General features: G+C 64.5%; 29 protein-coding genes, 1 tRNA gene and 1 pseudogene. 29 read left to right on the top strand and 2 right to left on the bottom strand.

Annotation, left to right across the window (positions count from 1 at the left end):
• Positions 1-135: 135 nt before the first annotated feature.
• From cmk to IEX61_RS02370, 13 genes are all read left to right on the top strand, one after another.
• On the top strand, positions 136-816 hold the full coding sequence (gene cmk / locus IEX61_RS02430) for a (d)CMP kinase (RefSeq protein ID WP_188816687.1): 681 nt from the start codon (positions 136-138) through the stop codon (positions 814-816).
• A gap of 1 nt (position 817) precedes the next feature.
• Entirely contained in the window at positions 818-1,471 is a 654-nt protein-coding gene (locus IEX61_RS02425; RefSeq protein ID WP_083462817.1) for a lysophospholipid acyltransferase family protein, read from the top strand.
• A 198-nt stretch (positions 1,472-1,669) separates the two neighbouring features.
• Complete coding sequence (rpsA, locus tag IEX61_RS02420) at positions 1,670-2,818, top strand: 30S ribosomal protein S1 (protein WP_188816686.1); 1,149 nt, start codon at positions 1,670-1,672, stop codon at positions 2,816-2,818.
• A 20-nt stretch (positions 2,819-2,838) separates the two neighbouring features.
• Positions 2,839-3,894 (top strand): type 2 isopentenyl-diphosphate Delta-isomerase, encoded by a 1,056-nt coding sequence (gene fni, locus IEX61_RS02415; protein WP_188816685.1) that lies wholly within the window; start codon positions 2,839-2,841, stop codon positions 3,892-3,894.
• A gap of 53 nt (positions 3,895-3,947) precedes the next feature.
• Complete coding sequence (locus tag IEX61_RS02410) at positions 3,948-4,571, top strand: YphA family membrane protein (RefSeq protein WP_444542191.1); 624 nt, start codon at positions 3,948-3,950, stop codon at positions 4,569-4,571.
• Positions 4,553-5,446, top strand: a complete 894-nt coding sequence (locus IEX61_RS02405) for a YIEGIA family protein (RefSeq protein ID WP_054671649.1) — start codon at positions 4,553-4,555, stop codon at positions 5,444-5,446. Before IEX61_RS02410 ends, IEX61_RS02405 begins: the two co-directional genes overlap by 19 nt.
• Positions 5,447-5,477: 31 nt before the next feature.
• Positions 5,478-5,672: a capping complex subunit for YIEGIA gene (locus tag IEX61_RS02400; RefSeq protein ID WP_054671645.1), complete on the top strand. Its 195-nt coding sequence runs from the start codon at positions 5,478-5,480 to the stop codon at positions 5,670-5,672.
• A 5-nt stretch (positions 5,673-5,677) separates the two neighbouring features.
• Complete coding sequence (locus IEX61_RS02395) at positions 5,678-5,953, top strand: DUF3189 family protein (protein WP_229725608.1); 276 nt, start codon at positions 5,678-5,680, stop codon at positions 5,951-5,953.
• Positions 5,931-6,416 (top strand): DUF3189 family protein, encoded by a 486-nt coding sequence (locus IEX61_RS02390; protein ID WP_172673547.1) that lies wholly within the window; start codon positions 5,931-5,933, stop codon positions 6,414-6,416. The genes IEX61_RS02395 and IEX61_RS02390 overlap by 23 nt, the downstream gene beginning before the upstream one ends.
• A gap of 94 nt (positions 6,417-6,510) precedes the next feature.
• A complete protein-coding gene (der, locus tag IEX61_RS02385; RefSeq protein ID WP_188816683.1) occupies positions 6,511-7,824 on the top strand; it encodes a ribosome biogenesis GTPase Der in 1,314 nt (437 codons plus the stop codon).
• A gap of 22 nt (positions 7,825-7,846) precedes the next feature.
• Entirely contained in the window at positions 7,847-8,443 is a 597-nt protein-coding gene (gene plsY / locus IEX61_RS02380; protein ID WP_373288389.1) for a glycerol-3-phosphate 1-O-acyltransferase PlsY, read from the top strand.
• A gap of 12 nt (positions 8,444-8,455) precedes the next feature.
• On the top strand, positions 8,456-9,493 hold the full coding sequence (locus IEX61_RS02375; protein WP_188816682.1) for an NAD(P)H-dependent glycerol-3-phosphate dehydrogenase: 1,038 nt from the start codon (positions 8,456-8,458) through the stop codon (positions 9,491-9,493).
• Positions 9,494-9,556: 63 nt separating this feature from the next.
• Positions 9,557-9,835 (top strand): stage VI sporulation protein F, encoded by a 279-nt coding sequence (locus IEX61_RS02370; protein WP_054669550.1) that lies wholly within the window; start codon positions 9,557-9,559, stop codon positions 9,833-9,835.
• 164 nt (positions 9,836-9,999) lie between these two features.
• Here the strand turns inward: IEX61_RS02370 and IEX61_RS02365 are convergent, their stop codons facing one another.
• Entirely contained in the window at positions 10,000-10,395 is a 396-nt protein-coding gene (locus tag IEX61_RS02365; RefSeq protein WP_054669547.1) for a hypothetical protein, read from the bottom strand.
• 107 nt (positions 10,396-10,502) lie between these two features.
• On the opposite strand from IEX61_RS02365, the gene IEX61_RS02360 reads away from it, so the two are divergent.
• A complete protein-coding gene (locus IEX61_RS02360) occupies positions 10,503-10,664 on the top strand; it encodes a DUF2768 family protein (protein WP_157057640.1) in 162 nt (53 codons plus the stop codon).
• Between the two features lie 22 nt (positions 10,665-10,686).
• A complete protein-coding gene (locus IEX61_RS02355; RefSeq protein ID WP_188816681.1) occupies positions 10,687-10,866 on the top strand; it encodes a hypothetical protein in 180 nt (59 codons plus the stop codon).
• On the opposite strand, the pseudogene IEX61_RS12765 reads toward IEX61_RS02355, so the two are convergent.
• A pseudogene (locus IEX61_RS12765) lies at positions 10,863-11,012 on the bottom strand (hypothetical protein); the annotation flags it as partial. The gene IEX61_RS02355 and the pseudogene IEX61_RS12765 overlap by 4 nt on opposite strands.
• Between IEX61_RS12765 and IEX61_RS02350 the strand changes: the two are divergent.
• The 14 genes from IEX61_RS02350 to IEX61_RS02285 all read left to right on the top strand — a co-directional run bounded on the left by IEX61_RS02350 (position 10,987) and on the right by IEX61_RS02285 (position 22,248).
• Positions 10,987-11,721: a YphF family lipoprotein gene (locus IEX61_RS02350; RefSeq protein WP_505650615.1), complete on the top strand. Its 735-nt coding sequence runs from the start codon at positions 10,987-10,989 to the stop codon at positions 11,719-11,721. The pseudogene IEX61_RS12765 and the gene IEX61_RS02350 overlap by 26 nt on opposite strands.
• Before the next feature lie 39 nt (positions 11,722-11,760).
• A complete protein-coding gene (gene spoIVA / locus IEX61_RS02345) occupies positions 11,761-13,239 on the top strand; it encodes a stage IV sporulation protein A (RefSeq protein ID WP_188816680.1) in 1,479 nt (492 codons plus the stop codon).
• 140 nt (positions 13,240-13,379) lie between these two features.
• On the top strand, positions 13,380-13,652 hold the full coding sequence (gene hbs / locus IEX61_RS02340) for a non-specific DNA-binding protein Hbs (RefSeq protein WP_054669542.1): 273 nt from the start codon (positions 13,380-13,382) through the stop codon (positions 13,650-13,652).
• Between the two features lie 117 nt (positions 13,653-13,769).
• The gene (gene folE, locus IEX61_RS02335) at positions 13,770-14,363 is read left to right on the top strand and encodes a GTP cyclohydrolase I FolE (RefSeq protein ID WP_188816679.1); all 594 of its coding nucleotides are present in this window, start codon (positions 13,770-13,772) and stop codon (positions 14,361-14,363) included.
• A gap of 151 nt (positions 14,364-14,514) precedes the next feature.
• Positions 14,515-14,591 (top strand) — tRNA-Pro (locus IEX61_RS02330).
• Positions 14,592-14,851: 260 nt separating this feature from the next.
• Positions 14,852-15,091, top strand: a complete 240-nt coding sequence (gene mtrB, locus IEX61_RS02325) for a trp RNA-binding attenuation protein MtrB (RefSeq protein ID WP_054669540.1) — start codon at positions 14,852-14,854, stop codon at positions 15,089-15,091.
• A gap of 114 nt (positions 15,092-15,205) precedes the next feature.
• On the top strand, positions 15,206-15,718 hold the full coding sequence (locus IEX61_RS02320) for a hypothetical protein (RefSeq protein WP_054669536.1): 513 nt from the start codon (positions 15,206-15,208) through the stop codon (positions 15,716-15,718).
• A gap of 56 nt (positions 15,719-15,774) precedes the next feature.
• Positions 15,775-16,629 (top strand): heptaprenyl diphosphate synthase component 1, encoded by an 855-nt coding sequence (locus IEX61_RS02315; RefSeq protein WP_188816678.1) that lies wholly within the window; start codon positions 15,775-15,777, stop codon positions 16,627-16,629.
• A 38-nt stretch (positions 16,630-16,667) separates the two neighbouring features.
• Positions 16,668-17,408 carry a demethylmenaquinone methyltransferase gene (locus IEX61_RS02310; protein WP_188816677.1) on the top strand — a complete coding sequence of 247 codons (741 nt, stop codon included), beginning with the start codon at positions 16,668-16,670 and terminating at the stop codon, positions 17,406-17,408.
• Between the two features lie 39 nt (positions 17,409-17,447).
• The gene (locus IEX61_RS02305; RefSeq protein WP_054669526.1) at positions 17,448-18,905 is read left to right on the top strand and encodes a menaquinone biosynthesis decarboxylase; all 1,458 of its coding nucleotides are present in this window, start codon (positions 17,448-17,450) and stop codon (positions 18,903-18,905) included.
• The gene (locus tag IEX61_RS02300) at positions 18,892-19,776 is read left to right on the top strand and encodes a UbiA-like polyprenyltransferase (protein ID WP_188816676.1); all 885 of its coding nucleotides are present in this window, start codon (positions 18,892-18,894) and stop codon (positions 19,774-19,776) included. Before IEX61_RS02305 ends, IEX61_RS02300 begins: the two co-directional genes overlap by 14 nt.
• Entirely contained in the window at positions 19,773-20,378 is a 606-nt protein-coding gene (locus IEX61_RS02295) for a UbiX family flavin prenyltransferase (RefSeq protein WP_054669522.1), read from the top strand. Before IEX61_RS02300 ends, IEX61_RS02295 begins: the two co-directional genes overlap by 4 nt.
• On the top strand, positions 20,375-21,247 hold the full coding sequence (locus IEX61_RS02290) for a menaquinone biosynthesis protein (RefSeq protein WP_083462847.1): 873 nt from the start codon (positions 20,375-20,377) through the stop codon (positions 21,245-21,247). Before IEX61_RS02295 ends, IEX61_RS02290 begins: the two co-directional genes overlap by 4 nt.
• 35 nt (positions 21,248-21,282) lie before the next feature.
• On the top strand, positions 21,283-22,248 hold the full coding sequence (locus IEX61_RS02285) for a polyprenyl synthetase family protein (protein WP_054669519.1): 966 nt from the start codon (positions 21,283-21,285) through the stop codon (positions 22,246-22,248).
• Positions 22,249-22,305: the final 57 nt, after the last annotated feature.

Genomic DNA, 22,305 nt, shown 5'->3' with positions numbered 1-22,305 from the left:
CGTGTCGGAGGTCCATGGCGCGGAATCGAATAGTTCGTGACTGAAAAAGCAGGCACGACCTGCTTTTTCGTTTTCCTGCCGCCTCTCCCGTGCCAGGCGAATTCGCTCCGGCTTTCGTGGCGGTTGAGGTGAAGCATGGAACGGCTAACCATTGCCATCGACGGGCCCGCGGGAGCCGGCAAAAGCACCGTTGCCCGCCGCGTGGCCCAGCGCTTGGGGTACTTGTACATCGACACCGGCGCCATGTATCGCGCCCTGACGTTGGCCGCCCAGCGTCGCGGCGTCAGCCCGCACGACGAAGACGCGCTGGCCAAATTGGCGCGCGCGCTGACCATCGCCTTTGCGCCCGACGGCGACGGACAGCGCGTCCTGCTCAACGGGGAAGACGTCACCGACGCCATCCGCACCCCTGCCGTCACGGCCGACGTTTCGTATGTCGCCCGTCACCCGTTGGTGCGGGAGGCCATGGTGGAGAAACAGCGCGAACTGGCAAAGAACGGCGGGGTCGTGATGGACGGCCGCGACATCGGCACCTACGTGCTGCCGAAAGCCGACGTCAAGATCTATCTCACCGCATCGATTGACGAGCGGGCGCTGCGCCGGCAGCGGGAGATGGAAGCGCGGGGCTACCGGGTCGATCTGGAGACGGTCAAGGAGGAGATTGCCAAGCGCGATCGATTGGATTCCGAGCGGGCGGTGGCCCCCCTGCAGAAAGCAGAAGATGCGCGGCTTCTCGACACCACGGGGATGACCGTTGACGAAGTTGTGGAGGAAATTTTGGCCGCGTGCCGCACTCGTGGGCGGGAGGGCGAGTAACATGTGGTATCGGTTGGCCGGCGTGGTGGTTCGCCTGTTTTTCCGCCTCGTGTTTCGATGGCGCGTTTCCGGTGTGGAACATGTGCCGGCTTCCGGTCCCGTCCTGCTCTGCGCCAACCACATCTCCCTGCTCGATCCGCCCCTGATCGCCGCTCCGCTCAAGCGGCGGGTTTCGTTCATGGCCAAGGAACAGCTCTTTCGCATCCCCGTGTTGAACCGCGTGATCCGCGCGTTCGGCGCGTTTCCGGTGCGGCGCGGTGCGGTTGACCGCCGCTCGCTCCGCACGGCCCTGGACGTGCTGGAGCGGGGCGGTCTGCTCGTCATCTTTCCGGAAGGGACGCGCAGCCGCACGGGGGAACTCTTGCCGGGAAAACCCGGCGCCGGGCTGCTGGCGCTCAAGTCGCGCGCCACGGTGATCCCCGCATACATCCAGGGTCCGTATCGCCCGTTCCGACCGGTTTACGTCTACTATGGACCGCCAGTCGACCTGCGGCCGTTTTGGACGGAGGAGCCAACGGTTGACGAAGCGCGGCGGGCCACGGACGCGATCATGGCGGCCATTCGCCGGCTCGCGGAGGCTCACGGGCAGGATGCGGGGCGGGAAGGCGGCGTTCCGCAGGCTCCTGTCAAGCGGGCCGCGAAAGACGCGCGGTAAACCGAATGGGACGCGCGTGAATGAAAAATACTACCTGTAGAAGAGGGATCTGACATTCGGGAAGGGCGCTTTCCAGAGGGTTTGAAAAGTTTGCGAAGGCCTGCGGTGACGCCGCGCCTTCCGAACTTTTCCGAATACACTGCTGGTGAACATCGGGCGAAAGGTCCTCGTCTGAGGAAGGGTAAGGAGGGTACTGGCATGGTCGACGGCATGGAATATCTCACGGAGGTCAAAACCTTGGCGCCGGGGGACATCGTTCGCGGCAGGGTGACGAAGGTGGAAGACAAGCAGGTGCTCGTCGACGTGGGCTACAAGGTGGACGGCATCCTGCCCATCCGCGAGCTGTCCAACGTCCACGTGGAAAAGCCTTCCGACGTGGTGCAAGTGGGCGATGAAGTGGACGTCAAGGTGCTGAAGGTCAACGACGAGGCGGATGAACTGATCGTCTCCAAGCGCGCCGTGGATGCGGAACGGGCGTGGGAGCGCCTGGAGCGCGCGCGGGAGACGGGCGAGATTCTCGAGGCGCGCGTCGCCGACGTGGTGAAAGGCGGCCTGGTGGTGGACGTGGGCGTGCGCGGGTTTGTCCCGGCGTCGCACGTCGAGCGCCATTTCGTGAAGGATTTCTCGGACTACAAGGGCCGGACGCTGCGCCTCAAGGTGCTTGAACTGGACCGCGAGAAAAACAAGGCCGTGCTGTCCCACAAGGCGGTGCTGGAAGAGGAAGACGAGCGCCGCAAACAGGAGGTGTTCAGCCGCCTGAAGCCGGGCGATGTCCTGGAAGGCACCGTGCAGCGGCTCACCGATTTTGGGGCCTTTGTCGACGTGGGCGGCGTGGACGGCCTGGTGCACGTGTCGGAGATCGCGTGGCACCACGTGGACAAACCGGCCGACGTGCTGCAGGAAGGCCAGCGCGTCACCGTTCAGGTGCTGAAGCTGGACCCCGAGGCGGGCCGCATCAGCCTGTCCATCAAGGCGACGCAGCCGAGCCCGTGGGAGCGGGCCGGCGAGACGATTCGCCCCGGCGACGTGCGGGAAGGCGTGGTGAAGCGCCTCGTCAGCTTCGGTGCCTTTGTGGAGCTCTTGCCGGGCGTCGAAGGGCTGGTGCACATTTCGCAAATCGCCAACCGCCACATCGCCACGCCCCATGAGGTGCTGAAGGAAGGGGAGACGGTCAAGGTCAAGGTGCTCGACGTGAACATCCCCGAACGGCGCATCAGCCTGAGCATCCGCGCGCTGCAGGAGGCGGACCGGCCCCTGGATCGGCGCGAGCGCCAAGAGTATATGGGCGGCGGTTTCAACCTGACGTTGGGCGATGTGATCGGCGATCAGCTGCGCAAGCTGAAGTGACGACGGTGGAGCAAGATGCCATGTCGCGCGCATCCCGCAAGGTGGAGCATCTGCGCTACGCACTGGAAACGGATCCCGCGGGCTCCAACGGGTTCGACGACATTCGGTTTGTCCATCATGCGTTGCCGGCGTCATCGTATCCCGCGCTTTCGTTGCACACCGCGATCGGCGAACTCGCGATGAGTTCGCCGATTTTTCTCAATGCCATGACCGGCGGGGCTCCGGAGACGGAAACCGTCAACCGCGACCTCGCCGTCGCGGCGCGGGAGCGGGGCCTGGCCATGGCCGTCGGTTCCCAGACGGCGGCGCTGCGCGATCCCGCCATGCGCCGCACGTTCACCGTGGTGCGCCGCGTAAACCCCGACGGGATCGTTTTTGCCAATGTGGGCGCGAACGTGACGGTGGAGGAGGCGCGGGCGGCGGTGGAGATGCTGGAAGCCGACGCGCTGCAGCTGCACCTGAACCCCCTTCAAGAACTGATCATGCCCGAGGGGGATCGCGATTTTCGCCGCGTCGAAGAACGCGTCGCCGCCATCGTCGCGTCGGTGCCCGTGCCCGTGATCGTCAAGGAGGTGGGGTTTGGCCTCTCCGGCGACGTGGTGCGACGCCTGGCGCGTTTGGGGGTGACCGCCGTCGACGTTGGCGGCCGCGGCGGGACGAATTTCGCCGCGGTGGAGAACCGGCGCCGCGCCGTTGCCCTGCGCGGGTTTGACAGGTGGGGGCTCACAACGGCGGAAAGCCTGCTGGAGGCGATGCATGCCCTGGAGGGCCGATCGGTCGCCGTGATCGCCTCGGGCGGGATCCGCCATGGCGTGGATGTCGCCAAGGCCCTCGCCCTTGGCGCCGACGCGGTTGGCGTAGCCGGACGTTTTCTCCGCGTGTGGCGGGACGGAGGCGTTCCGGCGCTTCTCGCCGAGATCGATGCCTTCCATGAAGAATTGAAAGTGGCCATGGCGGCGCTGGGGGCCGGGACCGTTGCCGCGCTGCGTCGCGCGGCCCTGGTGGTGTCCGGCGCCACGTATCACTGGTGTGTGCTGCGCGGCATCGACGTGACGGCTTACGCGCGGCGTTCGTGACTATTTCGGCACCGACATCGCCATACTAGTGACGAAGGCGGACTGCGAGCGTGATGGCGGTGACGGTGACGTTTTTTTATTATGTATTTCTCTGGATGGTCCTTGTGAGCACCTGGAGCGGATGGCTGGACGACCTCCTTCGTCAGGCCGGGCTGACGCGCGGCGTCGTCTACCTGTGGAGCGCGGGGAGCGCGCTCACGGTGCCGTTGCACGTGACGGTTGACGGGTGGCGCATCGGCGTGGGGTTCTATCTTGCCCCCTTTTTGGCCGCGTGGGTCTTGTGGGCGCGTTTGCGCGACGCCGATCCGCTCTATGGGCTGGCGGCCGCGCTTCTGGTGGGGATGATGCGGACCCTCCTGTTGATTCTTCTCGCGCGCGATCCCGTCCTGGCCGTGTTGCCGCCAGAATGGCTCGTTCCGCTGGCCATCGGCGCCCTGGCGGCCGTCGTGGCGCCCTACGCGTGGCAATGGCTTCCCGTGACGCTGCTCGCCTATGGGGTTTCGGAACCCCTCTGGCGCTGGTGGCTGTCCGCGCAGGCGAACGTCCGCGTCATCGGGGATCAAGCCTACGCCGATGGTTTGTCTGTGGCGCTCATGACGGCAATCCTGGCTGCCGGCGTGGTGCGCACCGCCCGGCGGGGCATAAGCAGGGGGTTGCGATGGAAGCGTACCTCGTAGCCATCATCCTGGGCACGCTGGTTGGGTTTGTGGCACGCCTGCACATGCTGCGCACCGACTACCGCCAGTACCCCACCTACCCCCACGGACGGGTGATTCACCTGTCCCTGGGACTGGTGGCGGCCGGTCTCGGCGCCGTCGCGGTGCCGGCGCTTTTGGAGAAGGAGTTCACGGCCATCACCTTCCTGGCCCTGGCCGCCCAACAGTTCCGTGACGTGCGCAACATGGAGCGGAACACGCTGTCGCAGCTCGACGCGATGGAGCTCGTTCCGCGGGGACCGGCGTACATCGAGGGCATCGCCATGGTGTTTGAGGGGCGCAATTACCTGGTGATCCTGACCGCCTTCGTCACCTCTCTGGCCACGGTTTACGGCGGATGGCCGGCGGGGCTCCTCGTGGCCGCCCTCATGCTCGCCCTCGACCACAAGCTGATGGCCGGGAAGCTGATTGGCCACATCGCCGATGTGCGCGAGGCGCCGCTGCGCTTTGAGGGGCCCATTTTACACGTCGGCGACACGCCGATCATGAACGTGGGCTTGGCGAAAAACCGAGAGACCATCCTTCGCCACGGGTTGGGCTTTGTGCTGACGCCGCATGACGACGCCGCAGCGGTGACGCTGGCCAACTCCGGTCAGCGGCAGGCGATTCTTCACGATGCCTCGGTCATTCTGGGCGTGCACCGCGACGACGGCACCCCGGGGCTGATCCCTCTGGCGCGGCGTAATCTCGACACCGGGGAAGTGGCCGTGTTCATCCTGCCACAGCGTCGCGATCCCGAACTGGCGCGGCGTGTCATCGAACGGGTTCCCGTTCTCGAAGGGGCGGTGCGTCTCCCGCAGGAGTCTTCGGCGCGCCGTCGGGGGCAGCGGTCCTAGTGCGCGCGGCGGCAGAAGGAGGGCAAATGCCGTGAACGTTCCGGTCACCAAATCCATCGTGGCGGTGATCACGACGCAGCCGTCGCGGGCGACGGGCGGTGTTCCGGTGCTCGTGGCCAAAAGCCGCGACGAGATGGCGCACATGGCCAGCCTCCTGGAAAACATTCTCGACGCCATGGCCCATGAATTGGCCGAGGACGTGATGGTGCTGGTGAAGCACCGGTGATCCCCATGAACCGCCTTTATTGCGATGCCGCAGACGGCCGTTTGGCCCGCGCCGCCGCGTGGCGCGACGTCCATGGCCCCGAGGTGTCGCCCCCCGACGAGACCGTCATCCCCGGGCGCATCGTCTACGTGGGGCGCAATGCGAAGGGCCAGTCTGTCTACTGGACGACCGTCGGCCGGTCGCGGCGCGTCCTCGAAAACGTGTGGATCAGCGTGTGGGCGCTGTACGGCCAAACCCTGGCGAACTGGGAGATCCTCGATGTGGACGAAACGCCCGCGTAACGTGGTGTATTATTGCTACGGCAGCGCCCATTCGTCGGTCGTGGCGGCGGCCATCCATCTCGGCGTGCTTCCGGACAACCGCGTGCCCACTCCGACGGAAATCCTTTCCCTCGACGACTTCGACCGCACATCCACACCCTTCATCGGCACCTTGTACTGCCGCGGGCGCGACGAACTGGGGTGTCGGGTGTACACCCTTGGCGTCGGCGGCGAGCCCGCGTTGGTCGTCGAGAGCTTTCTGTCCATGGTGGAAGCCTGCGGCGATTCCCGCTCGGCTTTTTGGTTGGTCGACGCCTTGCCCCATCTTTCCCCCATCGCCAAGGTTGGGGGAATGCTGTCGCGCCGCTTCGGTATGGTCGGCGTGGGGCGCCGAATCGCCGTGTGGGGCGTGCGCCACCGGTATGCCCACCTGGTCCGCTTTGTGCACGAAGTGAAAGCGACCTTGCGCCAGCTTCCGGTCTGACGCCGGGAGCTTTTCGTTTCCCTTGATGCACGCGTCAGCCCTCCAGTATGATGAGGAAAGAGATGTCGTGTGAAGGCGAAGGAGAGGAACGTTCATGGCTTTACCGGTCGTAGCCATCGTGGGACGACCCAACGTGGGCAAATCGACGCTGTTCAACCGCATCGTCGGCGAGCGCATCGCCATTGTGGAAGACCGACCCGGCGTGACGCGGGACCGGATCTACAGCAAGGCCGAATGGCGAGGGCGCATCTTTTCCGTCATCGACACCGGCGGCCTGGACATTGGCGCCGAGGACGAAATCGTGCAGCGCGTGCGCCATCAGGCCGAGCTGGCCATCGAGGAAGCCGACGTCATCGTCTTTGTCGTCGACGCGCGGGACGGGGTAACGCCGGCCGACGAAGCGGTGGCCGAACTCCTGTACCGCTCCGGCAAACCGGTCGTCGTCGCCGTCAACAAGGTGGACAACCGCGAGCAGGCCGACGCCATGTACGACTTCTATCGCCTGGGGTTTGGCGAGGTCTACCCCATCTCTAGCCTGCACGGCACCGGTGTCGGCGATCTGCTCGACGCTGTGTTTGCCCACTTCCCGGAAGAGGAAGCCGAGCCCTACGACGAAGACGTGATCCGCATTGCGGTGATCGGCCGGCCCAATGTGGGGAAGTCGTCGCTGGTCAACGCCATCCTGGGTGAGGAGCGGGTCATCGTCAGCCCCGTGGCGGGGACGACGCGCGACGCCGTCGACACCCGCTTTGAGCGGGAGGGACAAGCCTTTGTGCTCATCGACACGGCGGGGCTGCGCAAGCGGGGGAAGGTGTACGAGACGACGGAGAAATACAGCGTGTTGCGCGCCCTCAAGGCCATCGAGCGGTGCGACGTCGCGCTGGTCGTGCTCGACGGGCAGCAGGGGATCGTCGAGCAGGACAAGCGCATCGCCGGCTATGCCCACGAAGCGGGGCGGGCGGCGATCTTCGTGGTCAACAAGTGGGACATCGTCGAAAAGGACGACAAGACGGCGGACCGCTTCGTCGAGAAAATCCGCGACGAATTCGCCTTCATGCCCTACGCGCCGGTGCTGTTCGTGTCGGCCAAAACGAAACAGCGCGTGCACAAGATCTTGCCCAAGGTGGTCGACGTGGCGGAAAACCACGCCATGCGCGTGCCGACCCACCTTGTCAACGACATCCTCGCCGAAGCGATGGTGCTCAACCCTCCGCCCACCCACAACGGAAAGCGGTTGCGCATCACCTACGCCACCCAGGTGGCGGTCAAGCCGCCCACCTTTGCCCTGTTTGTCAACGATCCGGAGCTGATGCATTTCTCCTACGAGCGGTACCTGGAAAACAAAATTCGCGAGGCCTTCCCCTTTGAAGGAACACCCATCCGAATCGTGTTGAAGAAAAAATCGTAAGGTGTGACGGACCTTGAAAACGGTGTGGATGGCCTTTGTCATCAGCTACCTGCTCGGGTCGCTCAGCTTCAGCACGATCATCGGCAAGTACGTGTACGGGATCGACATCCGCCGCTACGGCAGCGGCAATGCCGGGGCGACCAACACCCTGCGCGTGCTGGGCGCGAAGCCGGCGGCGGCCGTCTTTCTCTTGGACATGCTCAAGGGGATGCTCGCTGTCGGCGTGGGGTGGATGCTTTCCGGGGGCGACGAGGCGGTGGCCGTTTTCTCAGGCGTCTTTGCCGTGATCGGGCACAACTGGCCGCTCTTTTTCCGGTTTCGCGGCGGGAAGGGCATCGCCACCACCATCGGCGTGGTGGCGGTGGTGGCCCTCCCGCCGGCGGTGGTGGCCGGAGCCGTCGCCCTCTTGGCCATCGCGGTGACGCGGTACGTCTCGCTCGGCTCCCTCTTGTTCACCGGACTCTTGCCTGTCTTCGTTCTGCTCTGGTACGATTCGCCGAGCCTGCTTGCCGGTACCGTCGTCATCGCCGTGCTCGCCTACTGGCGCCACCGGCAGAACATCGCGAACCTCCTTCAAGGACGGGAGCGCAAGTTGGGCGAACGGGTGAAGGTTGGATAAGGGGGCGTGACGGTGAAACGAACCGTTGCCGTATTGGGGGCCGGAAGCTGGGGAACGGCGCTGGCCATCGTGCTGGCCGACAACGGCCACCGGGTGACGCTTTGGGGGCGCAGCGCCGAAACCGTCGACGAGATCAACGCGCGGCGCACCAACCGCCGCTACTTGTCGGACGCCGTGCTGCCCGCGGGCGTGACGGCGACGACCAACCTCGGCGCCGCCGTCTCCGCCGCCGACGCGGTGCTGGTCGTGACGCCGTCCCACGCCGTGCGCGATGTGGTGCGCCGCGCCGCCCCGCACCTGCGGGATGGTGTTCTGGTGGTCCATGCGGCCAAAGGGCTGGAGACCGATACCCTCAAGCGCATGTCGGAAGTGATTCGCGAAGAGCTCCCCGCCCCTCTCGGCCGGCGCGTGGCCGTCCTGTCGGGGCCCAGCCACGCCGAGGAAGTGTGCCGCAAATCGCCGACCACGGTGGTGGTGGCGGCGGAAGACCACGGCGTGGCCCAGGAGGCCCAGGACCTGTTCATCAACGCGTACTTTCGCGTCTACACCAATCCCGATGTGGTCGGCGTCGAACTGGGCGGAGCGCTGAAAAACATCATTGCCCTTGGCGCGGGGCTGTCGGACGGCCTCGGCTACGGGGACAACGCCAAAGCGGCCCTCATCACCCGCGGCTTGGCGGAGATCGGGCGGCTGGGCTACCGCATGGGGGCCAACCCGCTCACCTTTGCCGGGCTGGCCGGCGTTGGCGATTTGGTCGTGACGTGCACGTCCCGGCACAGCCGCAACTGGCGTGCCGGCTACCGGCTGGGACAGGGCGCGTCGCTGGAGGACGTGCTCGCCCAGATGGGCATGGTGGTGGAAGGCGTGCGCACGACGAAGGCGGCGTATCGGCTGGCCAAGCGCTATGGGGTGGAGATGCCCATCACCGAGCAGCTGTACGCCGTGCTGTTCGAGGGCAAGCCGCCCAAACAGGCCGTGGAAGAGCTGATGGGGCGCGACCGCACCCATGAATGGGAGTGGATCGTTCAGGTACGAGACGCCGCGCGGTGACGCACGCGGCCATCCTCCCCGTCATACGATAGACTGATCGATTTTTCCAAGGGGGAGGATGCCGTGAAGCAAAACCCGCGTTTGCCGAAGCGGTTGGTGGACAAAATCAAGTCCACCACCAAAGGAAAGGTGGATGAGTCGCTCATTCGCAGCTTGGCCAGCGGCATGAAGCAGGAGGACTTGCGCGACGAACGGAAGCTGCGCGCACTGATCCGCGAAGTGGCCAAAATGGTGAACAAGCCGATCACGCAAGAGAAAGAGGACAAAATCGTCCGGTATGTCAAAAGCCATTCCCTTAGCGTGAACGATTTGCTGGCCATTGCCAAAAAATTGAGCGAGTGATGCGGTTTCCGCGCTTGGCGGTGGAACCTGGCTGGCCGGCCGGCCATAAAGTAGTAGCGGAAAAACGACCAGTTCACACGTCTGGCGAACGGGATACGGGTCAAGCCATGGGGAGTCGTTTGCGGTCGCAGCGGCAAGGTCAACAGGAAACAGGAGGGGCCGTCTTACCCCTCCTGTTTTCTTTGCTCGCCTTCCAGCAAGGTCTGGACAAGCGGCGACTGAAGAAGGGCGAGCACTTCCGACAAGTTGATCTTCGTCACCAAATCCAAGAGGGAGCCTTTGCCCGCTGACCGCCCCATTTGCCGGCTGATGATCTCCACCACGTCGATCAGGTTGTACGCGGCGTCGACCAGCTGTTCCACTTGATGGAGGGTGGCGCTCATTTCTTTGACGCTCGTGCGCACGCGCGCGAGGGTGGCCTTCAGCTGGGCCGGGTTGGCGAGCGCGTTCAGCAGAGGGGGAGGTGAGGCCGAGGCGCGCGGGGATGGGCGCCGCGGGTTCGTTTTCAGCGTCCGCTTGATGGCTTGAGGATTTTTCCACACGACGCTGGGTCGCTGCAAGGGGGGTACCTCCCGTTGGGCAAGAGTTCGGAACGCTATATCCTATGCCCAGCCCATCGAGGCGGTGCGTCGGTGTGGTATAATGAAAACATTGGAGGGATGCGCACGTGCTGGATGCCGTCATCGCCATTGTCCTCATGCTCGTCGCCAACCTCATGATTACCAAGGCGCGCCAGCTGCCAAGGGGGCCGGTTCGCGTTCTGCTCTCGACGCTGGCCTTTGCCCTTTTGCCCGTCACGCTGCTCTTTGTCGTGCGCGCCCTGGTGTAAGGAACCGAAAGGAGCGCATCGCATGGTAACGGTCACGTTTTTCCCCGGCTGCAAGCAGGTGAAGGTGCGGCCCGGAACGACGCTCTTGGAAGCCGCGCGGCGCGCGCGCATGTTTTTGCCTTCGCGGTACAGCGCGGTCGCCGTTACGGTGCCCGAACAAGCCGCGGGCGGGCGACCCCGGGGCCTGTCCGCTCCGTCCTAGGGGAGAGGCGCCATGGTCGGACTGCGCGCATTCGCGGGGCGCATGTCGCGTCGGGCGAGGCCATCTCCTGCGATGCGGAGGGGGCTTTCGCGCGTTGCCATCGCCTTTTGGGTTCTGGCCGTGCTGCTCATCCCGGCCGGCTGCCTGTACCCGGAGGAGCGGCGCGTGGGCCAGGAACCGTCGGTCGAATACCTGCGCGAGGTGCAGGCCGCCGTCGACCGCTATCGCGAGGCGGAGGGCGGCTTGCTTCCCATTCAGACCCGCCCGGCGGATGTGCCGCGCTACGAAAAGTACCCCCTTGACTTTCGGCAGCTCGTGCCCCGCTATTTGGCCCGCATCCCGCCCAACGCCTTCGAACAGGGCGGGCGGTACCAGTATGTGCTGATCGATGTGGAGACGACCCCCCAGGTGCGTCTGCTGGATCTTGCCGTCGCCGCGGCGGTGAACGACGTCCAGACCGCCGTCAATCGCTATTGGATGAAGCGCGGGGCGCTGCCCATTCGCGATGTGAAACCCAACGGGTTCTATGGCATTGACTATGCGGCGCTCAACCTCCAGCCCGTCCAGGTGAAGAGCCCGTACACGGGGCAGTACCTCCCGCTCTTGATGGACCCCCTGGGACGCGTGGGCGTGGACTATGCCCTCGATCTCGCTCAGCTCCTGCCCAAGCATGCCGATCCCTCCCGCCTCCCAAAGGATCTGCGCGATTTCCTCGCCCGCAACCATCTGTTTGTTCCCGTGCGCGCCTTTCCGTATCGCCTCGAGCGGGGAGAACCGGTTCCCCTCCCGAACGGGTTCTCGTTTTCTCCCGTCATAAACCCCGCGGCAACCCATATATTTGTACTGTCCAACTGAGCCCTGGTGCGTTTGGAACCAACTGCGGGAGGGATTCGGATGGAACGGGCGGACATCTTTAAAGACATCGCCGAACGGACAGGAGGAGACATTTACATCGGCGTCGTGGGCCCGGTGCGCACGGGAAAGTCCACGTTCATCAAACGATTTATGGAGCAGGTGGTGATTCCCAACATCGCCAACGAGTACGACCGCGCCCGGGCGATCGACGAGATGCCCCAGAGCGCGGCAGGGCGCACGATCATGACCACGGAGCCGAAGTTCGTCCCCAACCAGGCGGTAACGGTGCACGTCGCCGAGGGACTTGACATCAACGTGCGCCTGGTCGACTGCGTCGGGTACACGGTGGAAGGGGCGAAGGGATACGAGGACGAGCACGGCCCGCGGATGATCCACACCCCGTGGTTTGACGAGCCCATCCCCTTCCACGAGGCGGCGGAGATCGGCACGCGCAAGGTGATTCAGGAACACTCCACCCTCGGCGTCATCATCACCACCGACGGAACGATCACCGAGATTCCCCGCGAGGCTTACGTCGAAGCGGAAGAGCGCGTGGTGGCCGAACTGAAAGAAGTGGGCAAGCCCTTTATCCTCATCATCAATTCCACCCGCCCGCGAAGCGAGGAGACGCAGCGTTTGCGGGACGAATTGGCGGAAAAGTACGACATCCCCGTGCTGGCCATGAGCGTCGATGCAATGGACGAGGAGGACATCCTGTACGTCCTGAAAGAGGTGCTCTTCGAGTTTCCCGTTCACGAGGTCAACGTCAATCTCCCCAGCTGGGTGATGGTGCTGGACGAAGACCACTGGTTGCGCAAGAGCTACGAAGAAGCGGTACGGGAGACGGTAAAGGACATTCGTCGCCTCCGCGATGTGGATCGTGTGGTCAGCCTGTTCCACAACTACGAGTTTGTGGCGCGCGCCGCGCTGGCCGACATGAACATGGGGCAGGGCATCGCCGAAATCGACCTGCACGCGCCGGATGAGCTGTACGACAAGATTTTGATGGAAATTGTCGGGGTGGAGATCAAGGGCAAGGACCATCTTCTCAAGCTGATGAAGGAATTTGCCCACGCAAAGCGGGAATACGACCAGATCGCCGAGGCCCTGCACATGGTGCGCACCACCGGGTACGGCATCGCGCCGCCGTCCCTGGAGGAGATGCGCCTCGATGAGCCGGAGATCATTCGCCACGGCTCGCGGTTCGGCGTGCGGCTGAAGGCGACGGCGCCGTCGATCCACATGATCAAGGTGGAAGTGGAGTCGGAGTTTGCCCCGATCATCGGCACCGAGAAGCAAAGCGAAGAGCTGGTCCACTACCTGATGCGCGACTTCGAGGACGACCGGCAGTCGATCTGGAATTCCGAGATCTTCGGCCGTTCCCTCCATTCCATCGTCCGCGAAGGCATCCAGGCCAAGCTGACGATGATGCCCGAAAACGCGCGGTACAAACTGAAGGAAACCCTCGAGCGCATTATCAATGAAGGTTCTGGCGGACTCATTGCCATCCTCCTTTGAACAGGAACAGGCTTCCTTTTAAGGAAGCCTTTCTCTTTTTGCAAGGCGTCGCGGGAAGTTCGAGCGGATCCAGTATAAAATCGGAATTCGGCGAGAAAAACTGTAGGTGTCGGCTTGTTCTGCAGAAGGGAGGCAAAGCGGTGAACAAAACCGAACTGGTGGCCAAAGTGGCCGAACGGGCCAACCTGACCAAGAAAGACGCGGCGCGGGCGGTCGACGCCGTGTTTGACAGCATCATGGAGGCGCTCAAAGCGGGCGACAAGGTGCAGATCGTCGGATTCGGCAATTTCGAGGTGCGCGACCGCAAACCGCGCAAAGGGCGAAATCCGCAGACCGGCGAGGAAATCGAGATTCCCGGCGGCAAGGTTCCGGCCTTCAAGCCGGGCAAGGGCTTGAAAGAGGCGATCCAGTGAGCGCGACGAGAGCCGTGCAAGCGGCTCTTTGCTTTTTTGCGTCCGCTGTGGTACACTGGCGGTGACTTTTCGTTGTCATTCCGGTTTTCCCTTGTGCGGCGAGAGGAGGTACGCGCAATGGCCAGCGACCATCAAAAAAACGGGCCAACCCGGATTGATCACCAAAAAATCGAGCAAGCCGTGCGCATGATTCTGGAGGCCATTGGGGAAGATCCCGAGCGGGAAGGGTTGCGCGACACGCCGAAACGCGTCGCACGCATGTACGAAGAGGTGTTTCAGGGCCTCTTCCAGGACCCGGAGGTCTATTTCTCGGCCATTTTCAGCGAAGATCACGAGGAGCTGGTCTTGGTCAAGGACATTCCCTTCTACTCGATGTGCGAACACCACTTGGTGCCCTTCTATGGCAAGGCCCATGTGGCCTACATCCCGCGCGGCGGGCGCGTGGTCGGCCTCAGCAAGCTGGCCCGTGCGGTGGAAACGGTGGCCCGTCGTCCGCAGCTTCAAGAGCGCATCACGGCCACCGTGGCCGACACGATCATGAAGAAACTCGACCCGCACGGCGTGGTGGTGGTGATCGAAGCGGAGCACATGTGCATGACGATGCGCGGCGTGAAGAAACCGGGTGCGGTGACGGTCACCTCGGCCGTGCGCGGCATCTTTGAAACGGACGCCGCGGCTCGCGCCGAAGTGTTTGCCCTCATTCGGAAATGATGCGTATTTTCCCGAGAAATAAGAAAAATCGCGGCAAGTGACAGGATGGGCGGCGTCCCGGCATCCTTCGACAACCGGATGGCGCAAACTTCTCCTTGACACGCAAAAGGTCCTGTGATATAGTTTAAAACGTCAGCAATCCTGATGCAGTCGGGCTATGGCGCAGTCTGGTAGCGCGCACCCTTGGGGTGGGTGAGGTCGTCGGTTCGAATCCGGCTAGCCCGACCATCTTCCGTACATACCGCCACCCTCGGATGGGAGGGTGGCGTTTTTGCATGGGGTGCGGGCGCCGTGGAGACCCTGATAACGGGGGTGAAACGGTGAACCGCACAAAGAGCTTGTTCTGGCTGTTGCTGTTGCCCATGGCCGCGTTGCTGCTCGTCCTCTATCTGGGATACCTCTATTTTTCCGCATGACCCTCGCGCGCATTGACAGATCGCGCGCAATGACGGATAGTGAAAGGTAGAACGGGGAACGGAGGAGACGGTATGCTCGAGCCGCAAGGGGAGTACGTCGTGATCAAGGCGAAGGAGAACGGCGTCAACGTGATCGGCCTGACGCGGGGGAAAGACACGCGCTTCCACCACGCGGAAAAACTCGACAAAGGCGAAGTGATGATCGCCCAGTTCACGGAGCACACCTCGGCGATCAAGGTGCGCGGCAAAGCGGTGATTCTGACGAAGCACGGGCTGGTGGTGTCCGGGGAGGACGACGGGGAGCAGGGCTAACCTGCTCTTTTTTCATGGCACGTATTCATGGCAAGGTATGGTGCGCCCCCGTTTCTTGTACAGTAGTAAGAGATCAGGAGGAGACCGAACGCGCGCGGCCGGGGAGGGGGCACCATGCGGGCAGTGACGGGATGGTTAAAAGCTGTGGCGGTTTCGGGGGCATTGGCCTTCGCGCTCACCTGGATTCTCCGCCCGGAGGCGCGGGCGGTTGAGGATCGACCGGTTTGGGGCGCGGCAGCGTACCCCGTGACGCTGACGACGGAGCGCCTTCCCGACCTGCTGGCCAACCTTTCGCTCCACAGCCAGCTCCGGGCGGTGAAATGGGACAGCGGCAACCTCTTTGTCGATCTTTCCGTCACCGAACCGTGGACCGCGGACGCGGTGTACGCCGACTGGGTGGCGATCATGCGCCGGGCCTTTTTGCACACGACCAACGTGCAGCACGTGTTCGTGCGCGTGGCCTATGCGCCGGGCAACGCGCGCCCGGTTCTCGTGGCCGCCCTGGACGCCGAGCGCGGGAATCCGGAACGGTTGGCGCGCTTGCGCGAGGCGCCGCCGAACGCCTACAAAGCGCTTGTTCATGAAATGGGCCACGTGCAGAAGGGCCCGTTGTGGTGGGGACGGTGAGCGTCGTGTCGTTTTATGGTATACTGAGGGCATGTGAGCCAATGGAGGCCCAGCATATGGACGGGATGCAGAATCGACGGCTCGCGGTGGCGTTTCAAGCCGTTCTGAAACAAGTCTCCAACCTGTGGAACCACCCGTTGTTTGCCCATGCGGTGGACAAGCCGCTTCTTCCTGCCCCTCTCGCGTACACCTATTTCTTGTTTCTTCATACCACGGCCCGATCGGACGAGGCCATCGCGCGCCGCGTCATCCCGCTGTGCCTTGTGCAACTGGGATTGGCGGCCCATGACGCCGTGGACCGGACCGCTTGCCCCCGCGCGCGCCAACTGACCGTTCTGGCCGGTGACTACGCGAGCAGCCTCTATTATGCCCTGCTGGCCCAAATGGACGACATCGCGCTGATCCGGACGCTGGCCCGCGCCATCGAGAGAATCAACGCGTGGAAGGTGGAAATGGCCGAAGCGTTTGCCGCCCGAACCCTTACGGCAGAGCGGTATCGCGCCTTGCGCGCGAACGTCGACGCCCACTTGTACAGCGAGGCCATTGCCGCGGAATGCGGGACCGAGCGCCGGGAGGAAGGACACAAGTGGGCGGCCTTTGTCCACGCCTTGGCCGATCTCGTCAACCTGGAGCAGGAATGGCGGGCTGTGGTTCAGCCCCAGGCGGAACCGGGGTGGTACGTGCGCCTGCGCCTGCGGGAGGCCTCCGGTGGCGAGGATGAGGGAAGCGCGGCGCGGGAACCCCTTCTGCTCAAGCTCGGCCTCGATCGGGACATCGCGGCGGCCCTTCGCCGCGTCCACGCGCTGGCCGAGCCGCTTTTCGAGGGCCTTCCGGGGGCGGTGCACGCCGAGCTGGCTGCCTTGCTTGCTGCCCTCAAGGAGCAGGTGGAGGCGGTCGCGCCGGTGGCCTAGCGCACGGCGCTGGTGCGAGCAAACGGGGGGAGAAACCGATGCGCGAGATGACGAAAGAAGCGCGCGTGCGCGCGGTGTTTGAATCCATCGCCCGGGATTACGACCGCATGAACACCGTCATCAGTTTGGGCCGCCACCGCGCGTGGCGCCGGTACGCGATGCGCCGCATGAATGTGCAGCCGGGTTGGCAGGCCCTCGATGTCTGCTGCGGCACGTGCGACTGGGCGATCAGCCTGGCCGAGGCCGTTGGCCCCCACGGCCGCGTCGTCGGCCTCGACTTCAGCCCGAACATGCTCGCCGTCGGCGCGGAAAAGGTGCGCGCCCGGGGGCTGGAGGACCGCACCGAACTCGTGCTGGGCAACGCGATGAACCTGCCCTTTGCCGACAACACCTTCGACTGCGCGACGATCGGGTTCGCGCTGCGCAACGTCCCGGACATCCGCCGGGTGCTGGCCGAGATGCGGCGCGTGGTCAAACCCGGCGGCATGGTCGTGTCCCTCGAGGTGTCCAAGCCGCTGTGGAAGCCCTACCGCGCGCTGTTTTTCCTGTACGTCTACCGCATCCTGCCCCTTTTGGGCAAGGTGTTCGCCGGGAAATACGACGAGTACCGCTGGCTGCCGGAGTCGCTCACCGATTTTCCCGACAGCGTGGCGCTGGCGCGCATTTTTGAGGACGTCGGCCTGACGAACGTGTTCCTCAAGCGCTTTTGTGGCGGCGCGGCGGCGTTGCACATCGGCTACAAGCCCAAGTCGGAAACCGGGCAGGAGCGGACCCTTTGACGGCAGCGCCGACACAATCGCAGGGGAGAAGGAGAGACCATGGCTTTTCGCGACTTGCGGGAATTTCTGGCCGCCCTGGAGGAACGGGGCTGGCTTAAGCGCATCCGGGAGGAAGTGGATCCCGAGCTGGAGATCAGCGAGATCACCGACCGGGTGTCGAAGTCCCGAACCCACAACTATGCCCTCCTGTTTGAAAACGTAAAAGGATACGACATCCCCGTGCTGACGAACGCCCTGGGCAGCACCGAGCGGATGTGCCTGGCCCTTGGGGTGGAGTCCCTCGACGACATCGCCAGGGAAATCGAGGAGCTGCTGGCGCTGCCCCAGCCGGGCGGCGGCCTTCTCGACAAGCTGAAAGCGCTGCCCAAGCTGGCCGCGCTGGCGTCGTACTTGCCCAAGACGGTCAAGCATGCGCCGTGCCAGGAAGTGGTGATCACCGACAACCCCGATTTGAGCCGCCTGCCCATCCTCAAGTGCTGGCCGAAAGACGGCGGGCGGTTCATCACCATGCCCCTCGTCTTTTCCAAGGACCCCGTAACGGGCAAGCGCAACTGCGGCATGTACCGCATGCAGGTGTACGACGGGCGGACGACGGGCATGCACTGGCATAAGCACAAGGGCGGTGCCGAGCACTGGCGCAAGGGGCGGGAGACGGGCAGCCGACGCCTGGAGGTGGCCGTGGCCATCGGGTGCGATCCGGCGGTGGTCTACGCGGCGACGGCCCCGCTGCCGCCGGACATCGACGAGATGGTCTTTGCCGGGTTCCTGCGCAAGAAGCCGGTGGAGATGGTGAAGTGCAAGACGGTCGACCTGGAGGTGCCGGCCCACGCCGAGATCGTCCTCGAGGGGTACGTCGACTTGGACGAGCTGCGCATCGAGGGGCCCTTTGGCGACCACACCGGGTACTACTCCTTGCCCGACAAATACCCGGTGTTCCACCTGCAGGCGATCACGCACCGCAAAAACCCCATTTATATGGCCACCCTCGTCGGCAAGCCGCCAATGGAGGACGCCTATTTGGGGAAGGCGACGGAGCGCATCTTCCTGCCCCTGATCCGCCTCATGCTGCCGGAGGTCGTCGACATCGATATGCCCATCGAGGGCGGCTTCCACAACTGCGTCATCGTGTCGATCAAAAAGCGCTACCCGTACCATGCGCGCAAGGTGATGGCCGGCCTGTGGGGCCTGGGGCTGATGATGCTGGCCAAGATGATCATCGTCGTCGACGAGGACGTCAACGTCCACGACTATCGCGAAGTGGCGTGGCGGGTGTTTCACAACATCGACGCCCGGCGGGACATGATGTTCGTCGACGGCCCCACGGACGACCTCGACCACGCGTCGCAGCTGCCGTTCATCACCTCGAAGGTGGGCATCGACGCGACGCGCAAGTGGCCGGAGGAGGGCTTTGTCCGGCCGTGGCCCGACGACATCGAGATGAGCGAGGAGATCAAACAGCTTGTCGATCGGAAGTGGTCGCGTTATGGCATTGAGTAGGCTGTGGCGAAAAGCGCGCATCCTGCTGGAGATGATCAAGTTTGAGCACACCGTCTTCGCGCTGCCCTTCGCCTATCTGGGCGCGGTGCTCGGCAACTGGGTCGTGGAAGGCGGTTGGCCGACGTGGCGGGAAATCGGCTGGGTGACGGTGGCCATGGTCGGCGCCCGGAGCGCGGCGATGGCCTTAAACCGCCTCATCGACCGCCACATCGACGCGGCCAACCCGCGCACGGCCCAGCGCGCCCTGCCGGCGGGATTGGTGAGCGTTCCCGAGGTGCTCGTCTTTATCGCCGTTTCCTTTGCGCTCCTGTTCTACGCCGCGGTGCAGCTCAACCCGCTGGCGATGAAGCTCTTGCCCATCGCCGTGCTCGTTCTCGTCATCTACTCCTATACGAAACGCTTCACCTGGCTGTGCCACCTGGTCCTCGGCATTGCCCTCGGCCTGGCGCCGATGGGGGGATGGGTGGCCACCACCGGCCGCCTCGACGGCCCGGCCATTCTGCTCGGCTTGACCGTCGCCTTCTGGACCGCCGGGTTCGACATCATCTACGCGTGCCAGGATGCCGACTTCGACCGCCAAGCGGGCTTGTATTCCATCCCCAGCCGCTTTGGCATCGCGCGGGGGCTGGCCATCTCCCGGTTCTTTCACGCGCTGACGATGCTCGGGCTGGTCGCCCTTTTTCTGTGGCTGCCGCTCAAGGCGTGGTTTTTCGCCGGCATCATCGCCGCGGGGCTGATCCTCGTGTACGAACACCGGCTGGTGTCGCCCCACGACCTGTCGCGGCTCAACACGGCCTTTTTCACGATGAACGGCGTGCTCAGCGTCGTCGTCTTCCTGTTCACGCTGCTTGATCTGGTGATGGTGGAATGAACCGGGAACGCATCGTTGTCGGGATCACCGGAGCCAGCGGTGCGGTGTACGGCGTGACGCTGGTGCAAACCCTTTTGGAGCGGGATTTCGAGGTGCACCTCGTCGTCACCGAAGCCGGATGGCAGGTGCTCGGCGAAGAATTGGGCTGGGATACGACGGACCGAGGGGCGGCCCTCGAACGTTCCCTTTCCGCGGGGCGGCCGGGCCGCCTGGTCTGGCATGGGCTGCGCGATTACGGCGCGCCGATCGCCAGCGGCTCCTTCCGCACGCGGGGCATGGTCGTCATCCCGTGCTCGATGGGCACGTTGTCGGGCATCGCGAGCGGCGCGTCGGGGAATCTGTTGGAACGCGCCGCCGATGTCATGCTAAAAGAAGGGCGTTCGCTCGTTCTCGTGCCGCGCGAGACGCCGCTCAACGCCATCCATTTGGAGAACATGCTGCGCCTGGCGCGGATGGGGGCGCGCATCGTGCCGGCCATGCCGGCCTTCTATCACCGACCGAAAACGGTGGACGACCTGGTGCGCTTTGTCGTCGGCAAAGTGCTCGACGCGTGCGGCGTCGACCACGCCCTGTTCCGCCGCTGGGGGGAGGATGGGCCATGACGCGGACGCTGCGCGTGGGGGACATCGCCTACACCAACGTGCTCCCGGTAACCCACTTTCTTCCAGATATCACCCGGCATCTGCCGGGCGTGGAGCTGGTGCCGCAGGTGCCCGCGCAGCTCAACGCGGCGATGCGGAAGGGCCTGATCCACGTCGGGCCGATGTCCTCCTTTGCCTACGCGGAAAACGCCCACCTGTACGCGCTGTTGCCGGGCCTCTCGGTGAGCGCGAAGGGGCCGGTGGGGTCTATCTTTCTCTTCCACAAGCGTCCCCTTGACGAGGTGAAGCGAGGGGTCGTCGCGCTGACGAACACGTCGGCCACATCGGTGGCGCTCCTCAAGATCCTGCTCGAGGGCTACGGCGGTGGCGCGCCGACGTACCTCACGATGGCCCCCTCGCTGGAGGACATGCTGAAACGGGCCGACGCGGCGCTCCTCATCGGCGACGACGCCATCCTGGCGCGCCGGCGGTACGGCCGCGAGGTGGCGCACATCGACCTGGGGGAATGGTGGCACCGCGAGACCGGTCTGGCGATGACCTTTGCCGTTTGGGCGGTGCGCCGGGACATTCTGGACGCCGAGCCCGAACAGGTGGGGCTGCTGTACCGCGCGCTCCTGGTGAGCAAGCGGTTTGGCGCCCTGCGGCGTGACGCGGTGATTCGCGCCGCGCAAGAACGCTGCGGCGGTTCGCGGGATTTCTGGCGTGCGTACTTCGCTGGCCTCAGCCATGACCTGGGCGAAACCGAGCTGCGCGGGCTCAAACGGTATGTCGCCGATGCCCGGCGCCTCGGCCTGTTGAGCGGACCCGTCTCCTTCACCCTGTGGGATCCGCGCGAGGCGCGTCCCGCCGAATGGGTGCGCGGGATCTGACCCGACACGACGTTGGACAGAATAAGGTGGATGCGATGAACCTCTCGCACATCCTGCGCGACTTCTCCGAAGACCTTGCCGAAGTGGAACAAGATTTGGAACGCGCGCTGGAAGCCCCACAACCGCTCTTGCGGGAGTCGGCCCAGCATCTCTTGAAGGCCGGTGGAAAGCGCCTTCGGCCCCTGCTTGTGCTGGTGGCGGGCCGGTTTGGCCGCTACGACCTGGCGCGCCTGAAGCCGATCGCCGTGGCCCTGGAGCTCATCCATCTCGCCACCCTTGTGCACGACGACGTCATCGACGACGCGCAGCTGCGGCGCGGTCGGCCGACCGTTCGCGCCAAGTGGGGGGACGCCCTGGCCATGTACACCGGCGATTACATCTTTGCCCGCTCCCTCCAGGTGGCCACAGAGGTGGAGTGCCCGCGCATCCACCAGGTGCTGTCGCAGGCCGTTGTCGACATGTGCATCGGCGAGATGGTGCAGATCCGCGACTTTTTCAACGTCCATCTGGGCTTGCGCGACTACCTGCGCCGCATTAAGCGCAAAACGGCCCTGCTCATGGCCGTCAGCGCGCAGCTCGGGGCGATGGCGGCCGAGGCGCCGGCGCAGGTGGTGCGCGCATTGCGGGCATACGGCCACAATGTCGGGATGGCCTTCCAGATCACCGACGACATTCTCGACTACACGGGAACGGAGGAGACGCTCGGCAAGCCGGTGGGCAGCGACCTGAAGCAGGGCATTGTTACGTTGCCCGCCTTGTACGCCCTGGCCACCTCACCCCGTGCCGGCGTGCTGCGCGAATGGATCGCCACCCAGCGCGTGGCCGACCATCTGCCCGAAGCGCTGGCCATCGTGCGCGACAGCGGCGGCATTGCCTTTGCCAAGGAGTTGGCCGCGCGCTACCTGAACCGGGCGCTGGAGGCGCTGCGGATCTTGCCTGACGTGCCGGCGCGCCGGACGTTGGAAGCGATCGCCCGGTTTGTCGGCCATCGGTCGTACTGAGCCTTTTTCGTTGTCCGAATCCCTTGTATTCGGTGCACTTTCACCTTCACAAAACTG

The organism is Calditerricola satsumensis (assembly GCF_014646935.1).
GTDB classification, from domain to species: Bacteria; Bacillota; Bacilli; order Calditerricolales; family Calditerricolaceae; genus Calditerricola; species Calditerricola satsumensis.
The sequence above is the reverse complement of the archived record's forward strand: the minus strand, read 5'-3'. Positions and strand labels throughout refer to the sequence as shown.

Coding starts and splice junctions, on each gene's coding strand:
- cmk (WP_188816687.1), top strand. CDS start 136: ATGGAACGGCTAACCATTGCCATCGACGGGCCCGCGGGAGCCGGCAAA.
- IEX61_RS02425 (WP_083462817.1), top strand. CDS start 818: ATGTGGTATCGGTTGGCCGGCGTGGTGGTTCGCCTGTTTTTCCGCCTC.
- rpsA (WP_188816686.1), top strand. CDS start 1,670: ATGGTCGACGGCATGGAATATCTCACGGAGGTCAAAACCTTGGCGCCG.
- fni (WP_188816685.1), top strand. CDS start 2,839: ATGTCGCGCGCATCCCGCAAGGTGGAGCATCTGCGCTACGCACTGGAA.
- IEX61_RS02410 (WP_444542191.1), top strand. CDS start 3,948: ATGGCGGTGACGGTGACGTTTTTTTATTATGTATTTCTCTGGATGGTC.
- IEX61_RS02405 (WP_054671649.1), top strand. CDS start 4,553: ATGGAAGCGTACCTCGTAGCCATCATCCTGGGCACGCTGGTTGGGTTT.
- IEX61_RS02395 (WP_229725608.1), top strand. CDS start 5,678: ATGAACCGCCTTTATTGCGATGCCGCAGACGGCCGTTTGGCCCGCGCC.
- IEX61_RS02390 (WP_172673547.1), top strand. CDS start 5,931: ATGTGGACGAAACGCCCGCGTAACGTGGTGTATTATTGCTACGGCAGC.
- der (WP_188816683.1), top strand. CDS start 6,511: ATGGCTTTACCGGTCGTAGCCATCGTGGGACGACCCAACGTGGGCAAA.
- IEX61_RS02355 (WP_188816681.1), top strand. CDS start 10,687: ATGGTAACGGTCACGTTTTTCCCCGGCTGCAAGCAGGTGAAGGTGCGG.
- spoIVA (WP_188816680.1), top strand. CDS start 11,761: ATGGAACGGGCGGACATCTTTAAAGACATCGCCGAACGGACAGGAGGA.
- folE (WP_188816679.1), top strand. CDS start 13,770: ATGGCCAGCGACCATCAAAAAAACGGGCCAACCCGGATTGATCACCAA.
- mtrB (WP_054669540.1), top strand. CDS start 14,852: ATGCTCGAGCCGCAAGGGGAGTACGTCGTGATCAAGGCGAAGGAGAAC.
- IEX61_RS02320 (WP_054669536.1), top strand. CDS start 15,206: ATGCGGGCAGTGACGGGATGGTTAAAAGCTGTGGCGGTTTCGGGGGCA.
- IEX61_RS02315 (WP_188816678.1), top strand. CDS start 15,775: ATGGACGGGATGCAGAATCGACGGCTCGCGGTGGCGTTTCAAGCCGTT.
- IEX61_RS02310 (WP_188816677.1), top strand. CDS start 16,668: ATGCGCGAGATGACGAAAGAAGCGCGCGTGCGCGCGGTGTTTGAATCC.
- IEX61_RS02305 (WP_054669526.1), top strand. CDS start 17,448: ATGGCTTTTCGCGACTTGCGGGAATTTCTGGCCGCCCTGGAGGAACGG.
- IEX61_RS02300 (WP_188816676.1), top strand. CDS start 18,892: ATGGCATTGAGTAGGCTGTGGCGAAAAGCGCGCATCCTGCTGGAGATG.
- IEX61_RS02295 (WP_054669522.1), top strand. CDS start 19,773: ATGAACCGGGAACGCATCGTTGTCGGGATCACCGGAGCCAGCGGTGCG.
- IEX61_RS02290 (WP_083462847.1), top strand. CDS start 20,375: ATGACGCGGACGCTGCGCGTGGGGGACATCGCCTACACCAACGTGCTC.
- IEX61_RS02285 (WP_054669519.1), top strand. CDS start 21,283: ATGAACCTCTCGCACATCCTGCGCGACTTCTCCGAAGACCTTGCCGAA.